The organism is Viridibacillus sp. FSL E2-0187 (assembly GCF_038006425.1).
GTDB classification, from domain to species: Bacteria; Bacillota; Bacilli; order Bacillales_A; family Planococcaceae; genus Viridibacillus; species Viridibacillus arvi.
The window spans coordinates 788,532-806,425 of record NZ_JBBOVG010000001.1 but is presented as its reverse complement, the minus strand read 5'-3'; the positions used below and the strand labels follow the sequence as shown (position 1 = coordinate 806,425).

General features: G+C 35.8%; 15 protein-coding genes, 1 other RNA gene and 1 other annotated feature. Of the genes, 1 reads left to right on the top strand and 15 read right to left on the bottom strand.

The window, feature by feature from the left end:
• Positions 1–100: 100 nt before the first annotated feature.
• The 15 genes from MHH85_RS03815 to hisS form a co-directional block, all read right to left on the bottom strand.
• On the bottom strand, positions 101–1,087 hold the full coding sequence (locus MHH85_RS03815) for an N-acetylglucosamine kinase (RefSeq protein ID WP_340705992.1): 987 nt from the start codon (positions 1,085–1,087) through the stop codon (positions 101–103).
• Between the two features lie 88 nt (positions 1,088–1,175).
• Positions 1,176–2,273, bottom strand: coding sequence for a DUF871 domain-containing protein (locus MHH85_RS03810; protein WP_340705991.1), 1,098 nt, complete (start codon positions 2,271–2,273; stop codon positions 1,176–1,178).
• Between the two features lie 24 nt (positions 2,274–2,297).
• Positions 2,298–3,629, bottom strand: coding sequence for a PTS sugar transporter subunit IIC (locus MHH85_RS03805; RefSeq protein ID WP_340705990.1), 1,332 nt, complete (start codon positions 3,627–3,629; stop codon positions 2,298–2,300).
• 58 nt (positions 3,630–3,687) lie between these two features.
• Positions 3,688–4,008 (bottom strand): PTS lactose/cellobiose transporter subunit IIA, encoded by a 321-nt coding sequence (locus MHH85_RS03800; RefSeq protein WP_053416449.1) that lies wholly within the window; start codon positions 4,006–4,008, stop codon positions 3,688–3,690.
• Positions 4,009–4,026: 18 nt separating this feature from the next.
• Positions 4,027–4,338, bottom strand: a complete 312-nt coding sequence (locus tag MHH85_RS03795) for a PTS sugar transporter subunit IIB (RefSeq protein WP_038187317.1) — start codon at positions 4,336–4,338, stop codon at positions 4,027–4,029.
• Positions 4,339–4,557: 219 nt separating this feature from the next.
• On the bottom strand, positions 4,558–5,730 hold the full coding sequence (locus MHH85_RS03790) for a GNAT family N-acetyltransferase (protein ID WP_340705989.1): 1,173 nt from the start codon (positions 5,728–5,730) through the stop codon (positions 4,558–4,560).
• A gap of 164 nt (positions 5,731–5,894) precedes the next feature.
• Complete coding sequence (gene ptsP / locus MHH85_RS03785) at positions 5,895–7,613, bottom strand: phosphoenolpyruvate--protein phosphotransferase (protein WP_340705988.1); 1,719 nt, start codon at positions 7,611–7,613, stop codon at positions 5,895–5,897.
• On the bottom strand, positions 7,607–7,876 hold the full coding sequence (locus MHH85_RS03780) for a phosphocarrier protein HPr (protein ID WP_038187323.1): 270 nt from the start codon (positions 7,874–7,876) through the stop codon (positions 7,607–7,609). The genes ptsP and MHH85_RS03780 overlap by 7 nt, the downstream gene beginning before the upstream one ends.
• A gap of 23 nt (positions 7,877–7,899) precedes the next feature.
• Positions 7,900–8,619, bottom strand: coding sequence for a sugar isomerase domain-containing protein (locus MHH85_RS03775; protein ID WP_193740549.1), 720 nt, complete (start codon positions 8,617–8,619; stop codon positions 7,900–7,902).
• 4 nt (positions 8,620–8,623) lie between these two features.
• A complete protein-coding gene (locus MHH85_RS03770) occupies positions 8,624–9,346 on the bottom strand; it encodes a GntR family transcriptional regulator (protein ID WP_340705987.1) in 723 nt (240 codons plus the stop codon).
• Positions 9,347–9,390: 44 nt separating this feature from the next.
• On the bottom strand, positions 9,391–10,551 hold the full coding sequence (nagA, locus tag MHH85_RS03765; protein WP_340705986.1) for an N-acetylglucosamine-6-phosphate deacetylase: 1,161 nt from the start codon (positions 10,549–10,551) through the stop codon (positions 9,391–9,393).
• 667 nt (positions 10,552–11,218) lie between these two features.
• A complete protein-coding gene (locus MHH85_RS03760; protein WP_340705985.1) occupies positions 11,219–11,938 on the bottom strand; it encodes a glucosamine-6-phosphate deaminase in 720 nt (239 codons plus the stop codon).
• 293 nt (positions 11,939–12,231) lie between these two features.
• Positions 12,232–12,413, bottom strand: a non-coding RNA gene (gene ssrS, locus MHH85_RS03755) — 6S RNA.
• A 44-nt stretch (positions 12,414–12,457) separates the two neighbouring features.
• Entirely contained in the window at positions 12,458–14,236 is a 1,779-nt protein-coding gene (aspS, locus tag MHH85_RS03750) for an aspartate--tRNA ligase (protein WP_193740553.1), read from the bottom strand.
• Between the two features lie 15 nt (positions 14,237–14,251).
• Complete coding sequence (hisS, locus tag MHH85_RS03745) at positions 14,252–15,526, bottom strand: histidine--tRNA ligase (protein WP_340705984.1); 1,275 nt, start codon at positions 15,524–15,526, stop codon at positions 14,252–14,254.
• Positions 15,527–15,633: 107 nt separating this feature from the next.
• Positions 15,634–15,870: a binding site (T-box leader), on the bottom strand.
• Between the two features lie 118 nt (positions 15,871–15,988).
• On the opposite strand from hisS, the gene MHH85_RS03740 reads away from it, so the two are divergent.
• Entirely contained in the window at positions 15,989–17,704 is a 1,716-nt protein-coding gene (locus tag MHH85_RS03740) for an SH3 domain-containing protein (RefSeq protein WP_340705983.1), read from the top strand.
• The last annotated feature ends 190 nt before the right edge of the window (positions 17,705–17,894 follow it).

Sequence of the window (17,894 nt, the reverse complement as noted above, 5' to 3'; positions counted from 1 at the left end):
TTTGAATTTAGATACATTCTAAGACAAATAATCTTATAACAAACAAATCCCGTAAATTCGATGCTAGAGAGTACTAGCCAATTTACGGGAGAAATAATACTTAAACTTCACTACTAGATTTCAAGATTTGTTCATTAAATGTCTCGACAAAACACGGATCTATGTATTGTCCACATTTTTTCATCCCACCTACAACTGCTCCTCCAATGGGAGGCATAAGAGAAGGATAAAACTGAATTTCTACAACTTCTTTTTGCGCCAATTTTTGGAGTATCGGTATGAAAAGTTCAACATTCGAGAATACTCCACCTGCCAACACAACAGGAATCTTATCTTTAGACCAAGTCATTTGATCTAAACATGCTTTAATAGATTGGAAGTATTTTTCACATGCCTTTTGAATAATGATGCGAGCTACTATATCTCCTTTTAGAGCTTCTTCACTCACATACATACTAAGTGGAGAAATAACAGCTCTTGGATGGCCTTCACCGTAGACTTGGTCAATTATTTGAGGAACCGCGTCTACTTGAAAGTGCTGGCACAACCTCGCTGTTAGATTAGTTTGATATCCTCTACCATCATAAGCTTTAAATACAGCTTTTAAAGCCTGTACCCCTACATCATAGCCGCTTCCTTCATCATCAAACAAATATCCCCAACCGGATGTACGTACAATGTAGTGTTGATCATCTAATCCTAATGTAATAGCTCCGGTTCCTGCTATTTGCACAATTCCTTCAGATCCTAAAGTACCAGCATACAACGCATTAATCGCATCATTTGCTATCTCAATCGTCACCTCTTTTGGTAAGTGTCTATGTAAAGCATCCATTAGAATTGGATCATATTGTTTTTCTTTCACCCCAGCCATACCTGCAAAACAGCTTGCAATTTGCGCAAAGGCTGTTGGATTTTGTGATTTTAATATTATTAATACTTGATCGATTACCTGTTCAAATTCTTTTTGACTCATTGTTGTTGGATTACTTTTACCGACTGTTACCATTGCATGGATATGTCCGCCTTCGTCACTAATAACAGCACATGTTTTGGTGCCGCCGCCATCAATCGCTAATACAAACATCTTCATCCCCCTAGCTACTTACTTCATCTTAGATAAGTAAAAAGGATTGAGAACTATAGATTCATAGCACTCAACCCTTTTACTCATTCTAACTTTTTTTCTCTACCATATTAAATCCAAAAGATTCCCATGGTCGAATTTTCTCAAGTAAATAAATTTCTTCTGGTACCACTTTGGCTACAATATTCGTACTTCCTGAATTCGGTATATCCTTTAGCACTAATTGTAACTCACCTTTGTAACGGATATCCTCGTCATTATCTATCGTGACATCTCCTGTTTTAATATCAAATACATCATGTGGTTGGAATTGCTCCGATTTGTATTTGACACGAGATTGTGTACTGCGAATCACATATTCAGAGACATCGCCACGGTTAAAGTGAGGCTCTTCAAAGATGATTTTATTTTCTACCTCTGAATTTTCAGCAGATGGCACAATATCAAGTTCTAATTTTTGGCGATTCAGCTTTCCTAATGCTTGTAGCTCTTCTTCAGTTGCATACATATTCCCAATGATCAAATCATCAATTAAGCCAGTATGCCAAAGATCTTTCGCTTGAACTGTGATAGGTAAACCGCGGTGCTCTTCCAATGTAGGTAAGCCGTACGGTGTTTCTTCCCAAGGTCCATATTGCGCATGATTCGAAGAAATCATCGCCGCAGTACGAATATGATTATCTTTGAATAACTTTGAAGAATTAATAAAATGCTCTCTCGAAAGACCTGTATACTTTCTTGGATAGAAATTATGGCAGCCAATAATATTTTCACGGTTTGGTTGATAAGACAAAATATTTTCTACATATTTTGTACCGTTACTAATATTAAGTTCGACTTTTAAGTTTGAAGCGTCCAATGACATGAACGCTTCCTCCTGTCCAGAGAATCCCATATCTAAGCGTAAAGCGGCTAAGTGATATTGTTCTTTTAAGAATGCGATATCTCTATAAGTTAAGCCTAATTCCTCAAAGACTTGAGGAGCGATGTCAGCGGAAATATCAAAGCCAAGCTGTTGCGCAAATTGATTGATTTGTTGTAACTTTTCTTTTTCCTCATTATTTTTCATAGACATTAGACAAGTGAATATCCGACTAAAACCATGATCATGCGCTAGTTGGATATAGTTTTGCATTTCCTCTAACGTGCTATGTTGAGGATAAATTGAAATTCCTAATCTTCTCATTTGAATACCTCCGCTTACCATCAATTAAACTTCTACTTTTTCTGCTTCTTCTTTTTTCATCACTACTGATTGATTTGGTTTAGTTGCTTGTGTGCCTTCTGTATTATCTAATTTAGCTGCTTTTGATGACATCATTACAAAAGGTAGATAAATACATACTGAGATTGTTATTAATACTACACTTAGTAATCCACCCGTCCATGATTGTGTTGCTAACCAGCCATTAATAATTGGTGGCGTTGTCCAAGGTGTTGCAATTGTCGCAGCTGGTACGAAGCCCCATTTTGTTGCGAAATAGGCAATTGTTACATTGACCATTGGAGTAACAATAAATGGAATAACTAAAATTGGATTTAAAATAATAGGTAGACCGAACATTAAAGGCTCATTAATATTAAATAATGCTGGTGCTGCACCTATTCTACCTACCGTACTATATTGCTTATTCTTTCTAGCAAAAAGAATTATAGCGATTACTAAAGCAATTGTTGTTCCCGATCCACCCATATTAACGAAAGCATCAAAGAATGGCTTGTTAATAATATACGGTGCAGTTTCACCGGCATTTATTGCTTTAAGGTTTTCAGCAATAGCTGGAAGATTAATAGTTTGCATGAATGGTTCGATAATGTTCGCCCCATGAATACCGAATGACCATAAGAATACAGGTACGAAAGCTAATAGCAAACCTGCAGCCCATGTATTTGTCAGACCCATAAATGGTTCTTGAATCGTTGTATAGAATGAAGATATAATATCTGGAATATCAAAGCTTGTTGAAATAACTGTTCTTACCAACGCAAATGATGCAATTGTAATGATAGCAGGTAATAAAGCTGCAAAAGATTTTGAAACTGCAGGTGGAACACCATCTGGCATTTTAATCAATAAACGTTTGTTACCTGATAACCTTGAAAATAGTTCTGAAGATAAAAGAGAAACTATTAATGCGACGAATATCCCCCCGGTCCCGGTGGTTAATCCACTTAAGCCGCCTTCACCGAATGTTCCGAAAGTCATATAACAAGATAAACTGATTACCCCTGCAGTTAATCCATCTTTACCATAGCTCTTAGCTAAGTGGTATGAAACTGTAAAAGCAAGAAGCAAAGACATAATAGCAAATGTAGCATTCCACATATTGCCGCCCCATTGCGTCCACGTTCCATGATCCCAAATAGAGTCCATTAATTTTTGATATGCTTTAATTGGTAAACCATTGAATAATACCGCTAACGAACCGATAATTGTCAGTGGCATGATTGTAATAAAGCCGTCACGAATTGCAACTAAATGTCTCTGGTTCCCAACCCTTGCTGCTACTGGAACGAACTTCTCCTCTAAAAAACGAAACATCCCTCTCCACACTCCCTTGTGTTATAGATTATTTATATGGTAAACATCAAACCTGATGTTAAGCCCCTTGTAGACGGTCATATAAATCAATAATTTCAATTGCTAAATCTTTAAAAGTAATAGCGTTCATCAAGTGATCCTGTGCATGGACTAACATGATAGAAACCTCTACTTTTTCTCCTCTAGCTTCTTGTGTTAATAACGCTGTTTGAGAATGATGTGCTTCTACTAAAGATTTATTAGCTAATGTAATTTTCTCTTTAGCAGCGCTTACATTTCCTTGTTTAGCAAGTTGAATCGCTTCCATACAATCACTTTTTACATTACCGCTGTGCAATATCAGCCCCATAATTGACTGTAATAAATCTGTTTCTTGCATGACCTTAAACCTCCTTGATTATCCAATTAAATTCAGTGCGTGTTGCAACACTTTTTCGCCGTCCATCATGCCATAATCACTCATATTGATCACTTCAATTGGGAAGTTTTTAGCTTTATATTTCGCTTCAAATGGTCCCTTTAAATAGCGTACTTGAGGTCCCAATAATAAGACATCGATATTTTTATTTGCTAATGTAGAATCAACTTCACTTTCTGAAATTGCGAAAATATCAGCAGCTAAATTTTGTCCCTCAGCAGCTTTTTGCATTTTAGTTACTAGTAAACTAGTACTCATACCTGCCACACAAACTAGCATAATATTCTTCATGAAGAGCACCCCTTTTTTGTAATTTAACTCCTAAATTGAGAATAGCAGAAATTGGTCTATACCACAATACCTTAAACGCGCTTTATTTTCCTTTTTTTCGCATTTTTTTATTGGCATATTCATAAGCAGCTTGAATTTACTGATTTTTCTAACAACTGGTATAGTCCAAAGTTTTTTTCAAAATTTTTTTGATTAACTATTAATTCTTATAAAAAGACATTAAAAATATTCATAAAATGACGGTTTTTCTGTTCTTAACGCTTTGTTCCAAAGCTTTAAGGCTGAATCATCAAGTTGATGCTCCGCGTAGAGCATTGTTTCTGTAACACTTAAATATCCAACTATTAGAGCAGAAAAAATATTAATCGACAAAGATAGGATTTGACCATTAGCTACGCTATCCGTTTCAATTACTTTTGTTTGACCTTCTCGATTAATACAGTACAACTTCTCATTCCACTGGGCAAACGGATCCTGAATACGTAAATAAAGGTTTTCCGTTAATTCTGCCCAATTGTATTCTTTTAAAAATGCTTCAACATCCACAATTCTCACCATACAATCTTGGACAAGCTCTTTCTTGAATTGTGGCTGGTTAAAGTGAAATCCGAAATGACTTGTTCCTGCAGTATTACCAGTAATGTGATAAACACTTGCACTATGAGACGAGATATAACGCCAAATCGCTTTCTCAGCAACATGATCCTTTACGACAAAGTCTTTAATAATAAAAGTGAGATTCTGAATTTGATAACGTACAAAACCTTGAATTTCATCGTCTTTATAATAAGCGGCAAAATGACTGTCGGGCTCTCTACGCTGAATTCTTTTCCACCAAGCTGCATCACGTTTCATAGAGCCATTCATTATCTCTGCATTGTCATTATAAAAAGTACTTACCTCATCAAAAAGCTGTTCATCAAGCCATTCAAAACTAAATCGTTTTACAACATCTAACTGATTACCGAAATTAGGGAAGGCTTCACTAGGTATTGAATAATTCAGCTTATCAAAAAATAATTCCCAGCCGAAATAACGATAAAAGGAGACAGAAAATGGAGCTAACACAGAAATACATTGACCATTTTCTCTCATTTCTTCTAAAGCACGAATCATCAATTTTTTCATAATCCCTCTATTTCGATACTCTGGATAAGTACATACGAACCCAATACCTCCCATTTTGTATGAGATTTGGTGAATCGTCATATTCAATGGGAGCACAAGCAATTGACCAACTAATTTTCTTCCATCATATGCTCCAATTGTTGTACTATATTCTACCCAATATTGAAAATCATTTCTTTTTTCTCCAATATATTTATTCGAAAAACTATAATCTCGTAAACGATGAACTTGTTCACTATCTTCTAGTGGTACCAATTGAATCATCGGCTTTTCCTCCTTAAGACCACAACTATGTTATATCTTCTAATTTTGAGAATTAATATTGTTTTATTGACATTTTTCGTATAAAAAATGTCGACAATTCCAATCTTCAGGGGTTGCCGACATTCTATTGGCGAATAAGAAATTGACTTCTTGTAATAGCCAAATTAATAGTTCATGTTTAATAATTTTTGCATATATTGTTCTACTTCCATTGAAGTTGAAAGTGAAAGTATTTTATCTAAATGTTGCATTAATTCTCCTTTTGAAAGGTCCGAAATATGAGCACGCGCACGTAGAATAGAAGAGGCACTCATTGAAAATTCATCTAAACCTAAAGCGAGTAAAATAGGTATAGCTATTTCATCTCCGGCCATTTCTCCACACATACCTACCCATTTTCCATTCGCATGGCCCGCATCAATGACCATCTTTACAAGACGTAAAATGGCCGGATGGAATGGTTGGTATAAATAAGAAACTTTTTCATTCATACGATCTGCAGCTAAAGTGTATTGGATTAAATCATTTGTACCAATAGAAAGGAAATCTGCTTCTTTAGCAAATAAATCTGCAATAAGCGCAGCTGAAGGGATTTCTACCATCATGCCAATTTCAATATCACTTGAAACTTCAATTCCTTCACTAAATAACTTCTCTTTCTCTTCCTCCAATAAAGCTTTTGCTTTACGGAATTCATCAAGTGTTGCAATCATAGGGAACATAATTTTCAAATTACCATGGACACTTGCACGGAGAAGTGCACGTAACTGTGTCCGGAAAATATCTTGTTGTTCCAAACAAAGTCTTATAGCTCTATGCCCTAAGAAAGGATTCATCTCTGGCTCTAATTTCAAATACGGTAACTCTTTATCTCCACCTATATCTAACGTTCTAACAACTGTCGGTTTTTGGCCCATTTTTTCAAGTACTGTTTTATAAGCGGTAAATTGTTCTTCTTCTGATGGCAATTCTTGACGATCCATATATAAAAATTCAGTACGGAATAAGCCAATGCCATCACCGCCGTTAGCTAAAATATTGTCTACATCCTCCGGCTTACCAATATTGCCCGCTAATTCTACATGATGTCCATCAGCACTTATACTTTCTGCTGTTACAAATTGCTGGAACATTGCACTCTCTGCTGCTTGCTCTTCTTGAGCTAATAAATACTCAGCAACTATTTCTTCTGTAGCATCTAATAATACTGTTCCTTTTGTACCATCTATTATTATCTTAGCTCCGTGTGGGATATCTGTTGTTGCCAGTTTTGTCCCTACAACAGCCGGTATCTCCATTGTTCTTGCTAAAATAGCCGAATGAGATGTACGTCCCCCGATATTTGTCACAAAGCCTTTCACATGCGTTTTATCAAGCTGTGCAGTCATAGATGGTGTTAAATCATCAGCAACAATAATAACATCCTTTGATAAACGACTATAATCGGGTAATTCAATGCCCAATAAATTTGCTAATAAACGCTTTGCTACATCACGAATATCAGCTGCACGTTCTTGCATATATTCATTGTCCATAGATTCAAATAACTCGATAAACATATTTGAGGTTTCTTGCAATGCAAATTCAGCATTTACACCTTCACTTATCTGAATATTAATTGCATTTAACATCTCTGGATCTTGCAGCACTAATAAATGCGCAGAGAAAATTTCTGCTTTATCGTGACCAAATTTCTTTTCCGCAGCTTCACGAATTGCTTCGAGTTCAATTTTCGTTTTAGAAACAATTTCTTTAAACCTTAATTTTTCTGCTTCTATATCAGTAATAGTCAATTTGTCAAAGGTTAGATCCGGTTCTACTAAGCAGTACGCATTCGCAATGGCTATTCCATTCGAGACAGCAATACCTTTAATCTCTAACATTCTTGTCCTAAGCCTTCTGAAATCATTAATTCTGAAACTTTTGCGATTGCCGCTTCTGCATCTGAACCTTCTGCTTTAATAGTAACAACTTCACCGGTTGGAACACCTAATGACATAACACCTAAAATAGATTTTAAATTGACTGTTTTTCCTTTGTACTCAAGCTGTATATCTGATGCAAATGGTGTAACACCTGCAACCAATACTGTTGATGGACGTGCATGTAATCCTACTGAACTAGTGATTTTATAAGTTTTTTCCATATTAATCTCCCCCATACTAATATTTATTCGAAGTTTATTCGTCTACTATACTTCGCTATCATACAATCATTTTTTTCTTTACTACCATCTAAATTTGCACTTTCAAATACAGGCGGCTCGACACCTTCATTAGCTAATATTTCAATCACTTGAGAAAGTGTCGTATTCAAGATAGCCGAACCGATTGTCGTAGATGCAGGACCATACTGCACGCTATCTTTCCACAATAACCCATCACCTATTGGGATATGTGTATCTAATACGAAGTCTGCCGTATCTTCTAGGCGTTTTCCTGTACTATGTTTTGAAACTTGCTCTTTATAATGAAGTGACTGTAATGAAATAACACGCACCCCAGCCTCTTTTGCTAATAATGCAACATCAATAGGCACAACATTTCTTCCTGACGTGGAAACAATTAATAATACATCATTTGGATTGAACTCAAATTGATGACGATGTTGCGAAACGAAGTTAGGATCTTTCTCATTAGCAGAAGAGGTTAGTGCACCCTTATGTAACATCAATGACTCAATGAATATAGGACGTACTGGTACTAAACCACCAGCACGGTAAAAAGCTTCTTGTGCTAGAATATGAGAATGTCCACAACCGAATAGTTGTAAAATACCTCCGTTTTGGATACGCTCAGCTATCAATTCGGCTGCTTTTGTCATATTTGATTGTTCTTCTTCTACTATTACATTTAATAATTGTTGAACCTCTTGAAAATATTGATGCATATTATCACCTCTGTATTTCACTAATAAATTTATAGCGATCTGCGCGATATGTACTACGCACTAATTCAAACGGTATTCCAGTACTTAAATAACTTTTTCGTTCAATAATTAATACAGCTGATGGTTGCTCAATATTCAGTAGTTTACTATCTTCTTTAGTTACTAGTGCTGCTTCCATTAACTGCGAAGCATGACCAATCTTTTGATGATGTCTTTCTTCTATTAGAGAGTATAACGAACCCAGAACCATACTCTTATCCAAATCTGGAATGATTTCTACTGGTATATATGTTCGTTCAATAGCCATTGGTAGCTGATCTGCGTTACGAATTCGAACAACGGAAAATACTTCATCTCCCGTTTTCATTTGCAATGCCTTTGCAATATCAACTGGAGGTATAATTTTCTCAAAACGAATAAGTTTATTGCTTGGCTCATATCCTCTTGAACGCATATCTTCTGTGAAACTAGTCAATCCACTTAATGGTTGCTCTAATTTTGGATTTGCTACGTATGTACCACGTCCTTTTTCTCGGTAAAGTAAGCCACTGTTTACTAAATTCGTGATGGCATGCCTTACAGTCATACGACTTACACCTAACTGTTCAGAAAACTCTCTTTCAGAAGGAATATTCTCACCTACCTTATATTCCTCTTCGAAAATTTTTCCTTTTAAAAATTCTTCAATTTGTATATACATTGGAACTGGTGAATTTTTATCTAACAAGCATTTCTCCACCTTTCATGTAGCCCCTACCAAACTACAGCTTGTTATTCTTTTTCATAAACAACTTTACCGCGACAGATAGTCTTTTGTACATTTAAATCTTCATCTAATATAACTAGATCCGCATCCATCCCGTTACCTATATACCCTTTGCAAGGTAATTCAAGCTGATTAGCAGCATTGTTGGAAGACATAGCTACTAACTCCTGTAATGTACATTGCGTGACGGCATGTATATTTTTCACAGCTTGTTCCATTGTTAGTACACTTCCAGCTAACGTCCCTTCGGATAAATGTGCACCCGTTTCAGTTACATGTACATCTTGGCCACCTAAATCATAAACACCGTAATCCAGCCCTTTTGCCCTCATGGCATCAGTAATCAATATAATTCGAGATGCCCCTTTTAAACGATAAGCAAATTTAACAGATTTTGGGTGACTATGGATGAAATCTGCTATAATTTCTACCTTCAAATCATCTTCTAGTAATACATCACCAACAACACCTGGTTCTCGATGATGGAAAGGACGCATTTGATTATATAAGTGAGTTGCTTGTTTTGCACCGAGCCCAACGGCACGCTCTATTTCATCAGATATAGCATCTGTATGACCTAATGATACAACAATTCCTTCTTTACTAATTTCCTCGATAAATTCAAAACCATTATTTACTTCAGGAGCCACCGTAACTTGTTTTATGCGACCTGCACTAAGTTCTTGCCAGTGGTGAAACTGTTGAATAGAAGGTTCAATAATATATTGTATCGGTTGTGCCCCGGCTCTTTCCTTTGATATGTATGGACCTTCAACATGTATCCCTAACATTTCCGCTTCATCTAAAGACCCTTTATAAGTAGCAGCATTCTTTAAAGTTTCTTCAATGGCATCAACTGACTGCGTCATAGTCGTTGCAAGAAAACTTGTCGTCCCCTCTTTAGGTAACGAACGAGCAATACCTCGCATTGCTTCTTCAGTTGCATCCATGGCGTCAAAACCAGCTGATCCGTGTATATGCATATCAATATATCCAGGGAAAACAATCCATCCTTTAGAAGTTCCATCAATAGTATGCTGTGCTTGAATACTTAATCCCTTACCAACTTTCGTGATTTTACCTTTTTCTAGGTAAAGATCACCTACAAACGCCTCTTGGTCGTAGTTAACAATTGTTACATTTGAAATTAGAATTGTTTCACTCATGTGCACTCTCTCCTAATTAAAATCATCTCGTCTTTCTGATTTTCAGTATCCTATCTTACCTCAGCTAGCTATTTATAAAGCGTCTTGTCATAAACCCCACTTTATTTATTAGTAATTTTAATTTTTATGAGATTTCAGATATCCGATATAACTATTGAAGTATTTCAATGCGTATTTTGTTCATTTTTTCTATGATTCTATCTGAAAGTATTTCCAATAGAGAAAATCTATCAATATAAAAGCCTAGATTGGATTAAGAACTTTGAAGATTTACCCATTTTCATTGAGGAACTCTCATTAAAACCTTACTTAGTTTCTCCTAAAGATCTACATGGTATAGTTGTCTATACCAATTATAAAACGTTTGCATATAAATGAAAAGCAAAAGTTCTTAATTTCTCTAATTTATTGAATAAACAGAACAATCAATCTACTTGAAGTTGTATCAATAAGTTTATTATCTTCTTTTCTCAATTCAAGCTCTAAAATAATAAGTTGCCCCATACATCATTCGTCAAAATGATTCTCTTATATTTAAAACATATTCTCTTCCAGGAATATTTACTACTCTTATCTACACTTTTTTCATCTTCGTTATACAAAAAACTTTCAAGAACCTATAGGAAACAACACCTATTCACTTGAAAGCTTCATTCAAACATTCTATTTAGATTACTAAGTCAGTTAATACGATAACATTCGGATGCTTTTTCAAGATTGTTACTGGTACATCTTCTGTTACTTCCCCTCTTAACAACGCTTCTAAAGCAGTACGTTTCTTCTCCCCAACAGCAATTAATAATATTTGTTCTGCACGCATGATTGAAGAAATGCCCATTGTAATTGCTTTAGTAGGTACTTCATCTAAAGAATTAAAAAATCTTGCATTTGCTATTCTAGTCGATTCTTCAAGTTCAACAACATGCGTTTCACTATCAAACGGTGTGCCAGGCTCATTAAAACCTATATGCCCATTTTCTCCAATCCCAAGTAATTGGAAATTTAACTTCATTTTTTGTAAAAGCGATTCATAACAAGCAGCTTCTTCATGAGGATCTAATGCTTCTCCATTAGGTAAATTAGATTTTTTAAAAGGCTTTTCATTGAAGAGCTGTTGTTTCATAAAGGATATATAACTTTCAGGATGTGTTTTCGGAAGACCGACATACTCGTCTAAGTTAACACTTTCACACTGAGTGAAATCAAGATCACTATTACGAATACGCTCATAAAGAGGAAGCATTGTTCCACCTGTAGCCAAACCAAAATTTTCAGAACCGTTATCTAACGCCTCTTTTAGTACATTAAATGCTCGATCATATAAGGCATCTAAATCAATAATCGTTTCAACCTTTAATGCTGTTTTTATGTGATTGCTCGTTTCCATTAATTCACCTTCTCATTTCACTTTATTTACTTACACTTTAACCCATTATTTCTAAGGAAGCCAATAGAAAAATAAAAAAATGTTTATTTTACCAATATTATACCGATAGTAATGAAAATTTATCAATTTCATTCTTTGATATAGTTTTTGTAAAAACAATTCAAATGTACTGAAAAATGTCTTTGAATTTTAGATTAAAATCAATTTTATAGCATTTAAATCAAAAAAATAATGTATTGACGTAAAATAAAAACCCTCTCAATTTTCATTGAGAGGGGGTGATTTAATAATTAACGAATCCCGATTGTGCCGTCTTAAAATCTAGTCGTTTTGAACCCGCAATAAGCAGGTGGGTGTTCTCTTCGAAATTTTAAACGTCCCATGACAGGCATGTTCGCCATCCCAAAATGTGAACTCCCAACGATAAAATGTTCGGTCAAAACTGATAAGCTTATAACGAACACATCAGGATTCGCTTTAAATACATATTACCACATTAATTCTGACAATTCAAAAGATTTACTTCTCGTCTGCCAATGTTTTTGTGCGGATATTTAACTCATCTAATTGTGCTAATGATACTGCACTTGGCGCATTAGTTAAGACGCAACTTGCACTTGCAGTTTTAGGGAATGCAATTGTATCACGTAAGTTGTCACGACCAGCTAGTAACATAATAAAGCGGTCAAGACCGAATGCTAATCCACCGTGAGGAGGCGTACCATACTCAAATGCATTCATTAAGAAACCAAATTGTTCTTTCGCTTCTTCATCAGTGAAACCAAGTGTTTTGAACATTTTTTCTTGTAAATCTTTTTCGTGAATACGTAATGATCCGCCACCAAGTTCGTAACCATTTAATACGATATCGTACGCTTGTGCTTTAACTGCACCTGGTTCAGTATCCATTTTTTCAAGATCTTCATCGAATGGACGAGTGAATGGGTGATGTGCCGCATAGTAACGGTCATCATCTTCGCTGTATTCAAGTAATGGCCACTCTGTAATCCATAGGAATGCAAAACGAGATTCATCAATTAAGCCAAGGTCTTTTCCTAGTTTTTTACGTAAAGCACCTAATGAATCAGCAACAACTGATTTTTTATCAGCTACGAACACTAAAGTATCACCTGGTTCAGCTTGCATACGTTCAACAAGTTTTTCACCAAATTCATCATCAAAGAATTTACCGATTGGACCAGTTAATCCTTCTTCAGTTACTTTAATCCACGCAAGACCTTTCGCACCGTAACGACCAACAAATTTTGTTAGTTCATCAAGATCTTTACGAGAGTATTTGTCGTTCGCACCTTTGATATTAAGACCTTTTACTTGGCCTCCGTTTTCAACAGTACTTGCAAATACTTTGAAGTTACAACCTGCAACAACATCGCTAAGTTCAATAAGTTCTAAGTCAAAACGAACATCAGGCTTATCAGAGCCGTAGCGTGACATTGCATCTTTATAAGTCATACGTTGGAATGGAGCCGGAATATCAATTCCTTTTACTTCTTTCATAACTTTTTGAATTAATTTTTCGTTTAATTCGATGATTTCATCTTGTGACATGAAACTCATTTCCATATCAATTTGAGTGAATTCAGGTTGACGGTCAGCACGTAGATCTTCATCACGGAAGCAGCGAGCGATTTGGAAGTAGCGCTCAATTCCTCCAACCATTAATAATTGTTTAAATAACTGTGGTGATTGTGGTAAAGCATAAAATTCACCTTCATGTACACGTGAAGGAACTAAGTAGTCACGTGCCCCTTCTGGAGTTGACTTCGTTAAGATTGGTGTTTCAACTTCTAAGAAACCTTCATCTTGTAAGAAGTTACGGATTACTTTTGTCACGTCAGAGCGAAGTTTGAATGTATCAAACATTACTGGACGACGTAAGTCTAAGTAACGGTATTTTAAACGAAGATCTTCGTTTACTTCAGTACGATCTTCAATTGCAAAAGGTGGTGTTTTAGCTTTGTTTATAATTGTTATTTGATCGATTAATACTTCAACCATACCAGTTTCCATGTTTGGATTGATCATGTCCGGTTCACGTAATGCTACAGCACCTTCTACTTCTACAACGAATTCGTTACGAAGAGAATCTGCAATATCTAATGCTTCTTGAGAATTTTCAGGATTGAAAACGATTTGTACAAGTCCTGTACGGTCACGTAGGTCAACGAAAATTAATCCGCCGAAATCGCGACGACGTTGTACCCATCCTTTTAATACAACGCGTTCGCCTTCATGAGCGCCACGTAAAATACCACATTCATGTGTTCTTTTTGCCATGATTATTTCCTCCAATTATTGTACCTTATGTTTTGTTAAATAATTCACTAAGTCATGAAATAGCACTTTTTCTTGGCTACCCAATTCCATGTTTTTCACATTAGCAGCTTGTTCTTCTAATTCTGACTCACCAAGTACGATGACCCATTTAGCATCTAAACGATCTGCTGATTTCATCTGAGCTTTCACTTTGCGACTCGCATAATCAAGCTCAGTTGAAATACCTTTTGCTCTAAATGAACTTGCTAATTCAACTGCTTTTAACTTCGCTTGTTCGTCCATTGCAACGATATACATATCAAGTGCATTGTCTGTATCTAGTGAACGTCCTTCTGCTTCAAGTGCAAGCAATAAACGTTCGATACTCATTGCAAAGCCAATACCAGGTGATTCTGGTCCACCGATTTGTTCAACTAAACCGTTATAGCGACCACCACCACATAAAGTAGTAATTGCACCTAGGTCCGTTGCTGTACTCATAATTTCAAAAGTTGTGTGGTTATAATAATCCAAGCCACGTACTAAGTTTGGATCTACTACATAGGTAATGCCTAAAACATCTAAGTATTTTTTAACAGCTTCGAAATAAGCTGCAGATTCCTCATTTAAGTAATCTGTTAGTGCTGGTGCAGTAGCCATTAAGGGATTTTCGCGATCCACTTTACAATCTAAAATGCGTAATGGATTTTTTTCTAGACGATTTTGACAATCTGAACAGAAATCACCAATATGTGGTTCGAAATGTTTGATTAATGCATCACGGTGAGCTGCACGAACATCTGCATCACCTAAAGAGTTAATCACTAATTTTAAGTTTTTTAAACCAGCTGTTTCATACACATCCATTGCAAGTGCAATTACTTCAGCATCAATAGCAGGATCTTTACTACCAATTGCTTCTACTCCGAATTGGACGAATTGGCGGTAACGCCCAGCTTGTTGGCGTTCATAGCGGAACATTGGACCAATGTAGGATAATTTTACTGGTTGATCAGGTTGACCGAACATTTTGTGTTCAACGTAAGAGCGTACAACCGCTGCTGTACCTTCTGGACGAAGCGTTAAAGAACGATCTCCTCTATCTTTAAATGTGTACATTTCTTTTTGCACAATATCAGTCGTATCACCAACACTACGTTGGAATAATTCCGTCTGCTCGAAAATTGGAGTGCGAATTTCTTGATATCTATATACTTGGCAAAGTTGACGAATAATTTCCTCAACCTTTTGCCATTTTTCTGACTGTCCAGGTAAAATATCTTGAGTGCCTCTAGGTACTTTATAATTCATCACATTAACTCCTTTCAAAAATTCAGATTAACTATGGACAAACGCTGCTCTTTATCTCACGATTTTCTATGATGAAACTAAAAAAGCCCTCGTCCCTTGCAATAAATGCAAGGGACGAGAGCTGTATAAGCTTCCGCGGTTCCACCCTAGTTGATTTAGTATAACTAAATCCTCTCATGTCGGATAACGGCCGATTCCGTTTTCTCCTAATAAGCAAATGCCTTTCGAAGAAAAACCTCTCGAGTGTTATTCACTATATTGTACTGTAGAAAAGATTTCAGCCACGTCTTTTCCTCTCTTATCAGCCTTAAAAATATAGTTACTTGCTCGGTCATAGGTGATTTTAAATAAATTCAGATTACTAAATATCTTACCCACTATAAACAAATATGTCAACTATTTTGAAAAACTATAGATTTGTCATGTCATTTCCTTTTACAATAGATAAAAAGGAGGATTAGCATGAAAACAAAATTAGTTAAAATGTTTAGTATTTTTTTGCTCTGTACCACGCTTATATGCTCATATTTTTACCAACCTATACATACGGAGGCATCTTCTTCAATATCATATAAAGTAACGGCTAGTCAACTTACTTTACGTGAAGGTCCTAGTACAAGTACAAAAAAACTTACGTTAATTCCAAAAAGCACAAAATTAACAAAAATCTCATCAAAAGGCTCTTGGATTAAAGTAAAATATAGCGGGAAAACAGGTTGGGTTTCTTCACAATACTTATCTAAAGTAACAACAAACGTTAATACTGCCGCTACATCGAAAACAGTAACGACAAATGTTAGTAATTTAAATATTCGTTCCGGTGCTGCAACTAGCTATAAAAGTCTTGGTAAATTAGCAAAAGGCACAAAAGGAACTGTATTAGACGAAAAAAGTGGTTGGGTGAAGATTAAAACTTCCAAATATACAGGCTGGGTTTCTAAAAGCTATGTAACGTTTAAATCAACTACTTCTTCTAATACAACTACTTCTGCTAGTAATGTCGGCAAATATTACTACATAACAATTGCTAATTTAAACGTACGTGAAAAAGCTTCTTCATCAGCAACAACTGCTATTATTGGTAATGTAAGAAAAGGTAATGAATTTAAAATTTTAAAAGAATCTGGTACATGGGTTCAAATTCAATATACGACTACTAAAAAAGGTTGGGTTTCTTCCAAGTCAGCATATGGGAAGATTAGTTCAAAAAAACATACGTCACAAACATCAAACCCTAACAAACCAGATGTAGATGAAGATACAGATGTAGAACCGACACCGGATCCTTCTGAGCCAGAAAATCCAACACCTGAGGAACCAACTGATACACCTGAAGACAATGTCGTATATACTAAACCTTCAAAAACAGAATATATCGTTATACAATCTGGTTACTTGAATATCCGTTCAAAACCGAGTACAAAAGGAGATATATTGTCTGAAGCCTCTGCCGGAGATTACTATACAGTGCTGCAATATGCTACTTATCCATCAAATGAATGGGTTGAAGTAATGTATGCTACTGGCAAAAAAGGTTGGATTTCAAATAATACATCGAATAGTTATGTAACATTATCAAATCCAGCTACAAATCCACCTGCAGTATCGAATAAAAAGATTGTATTAGATGCTGGACACGGCGGTTCAGATCCTGGTTCAGGTGGCGGAGGATACAATGAAGCCGCACTCACATACGCTTTTACTTTAAAGACAAAGAGTCATCTTGAGAGTATGGGCTATACCGTATATACAACACGTGGTCAATTCTCAGCTTGCTCTTCATCTACTAATAAAACAATAGATTTACAATGTCGGGTAGATGTGGCGAAATCGAAAAAAGCAGATATTTTCGTTAGTATACACATGAACTCTGCAAGTGCTACTGCAAAAGGAACTGAAACATATTACGCCGCTTCTGGTAATCCATATCCAACAAGAAGCAGACAACTAGCAAATGCTGTTCATAGCGCTTATCAACCTACAATGGGGAGTACTAATAGGGGCGTTAAAACGAATGTCTTTTATGTAAATAGAATGGCATCTGTTCCTTCAATTCTTTTAGAAGTCGGCTTTATTTCAAATGTTGAGGATCGTAGTAAACTAATCAATGCTACTCACCAAAATAATGTCAGCAGAAGCATTGCTCAAGGTATCAATAATTACTTCCAAACGCAATAACTATTTTCAATTACGAACAGTCTTATTCGTTTTTAACAAAACTAGAGTAAGGCTGTTTTTTTAAATCAAGATTAAACTAATCCATTAAATCAAAAAACCTCAGATGCTTCCATACAAAATTGTATGAGAGAATCCGAGGTTTTATTACTTTCTAAATAGTAAGATAGGTATCTTTCATCCGTTTATTCAT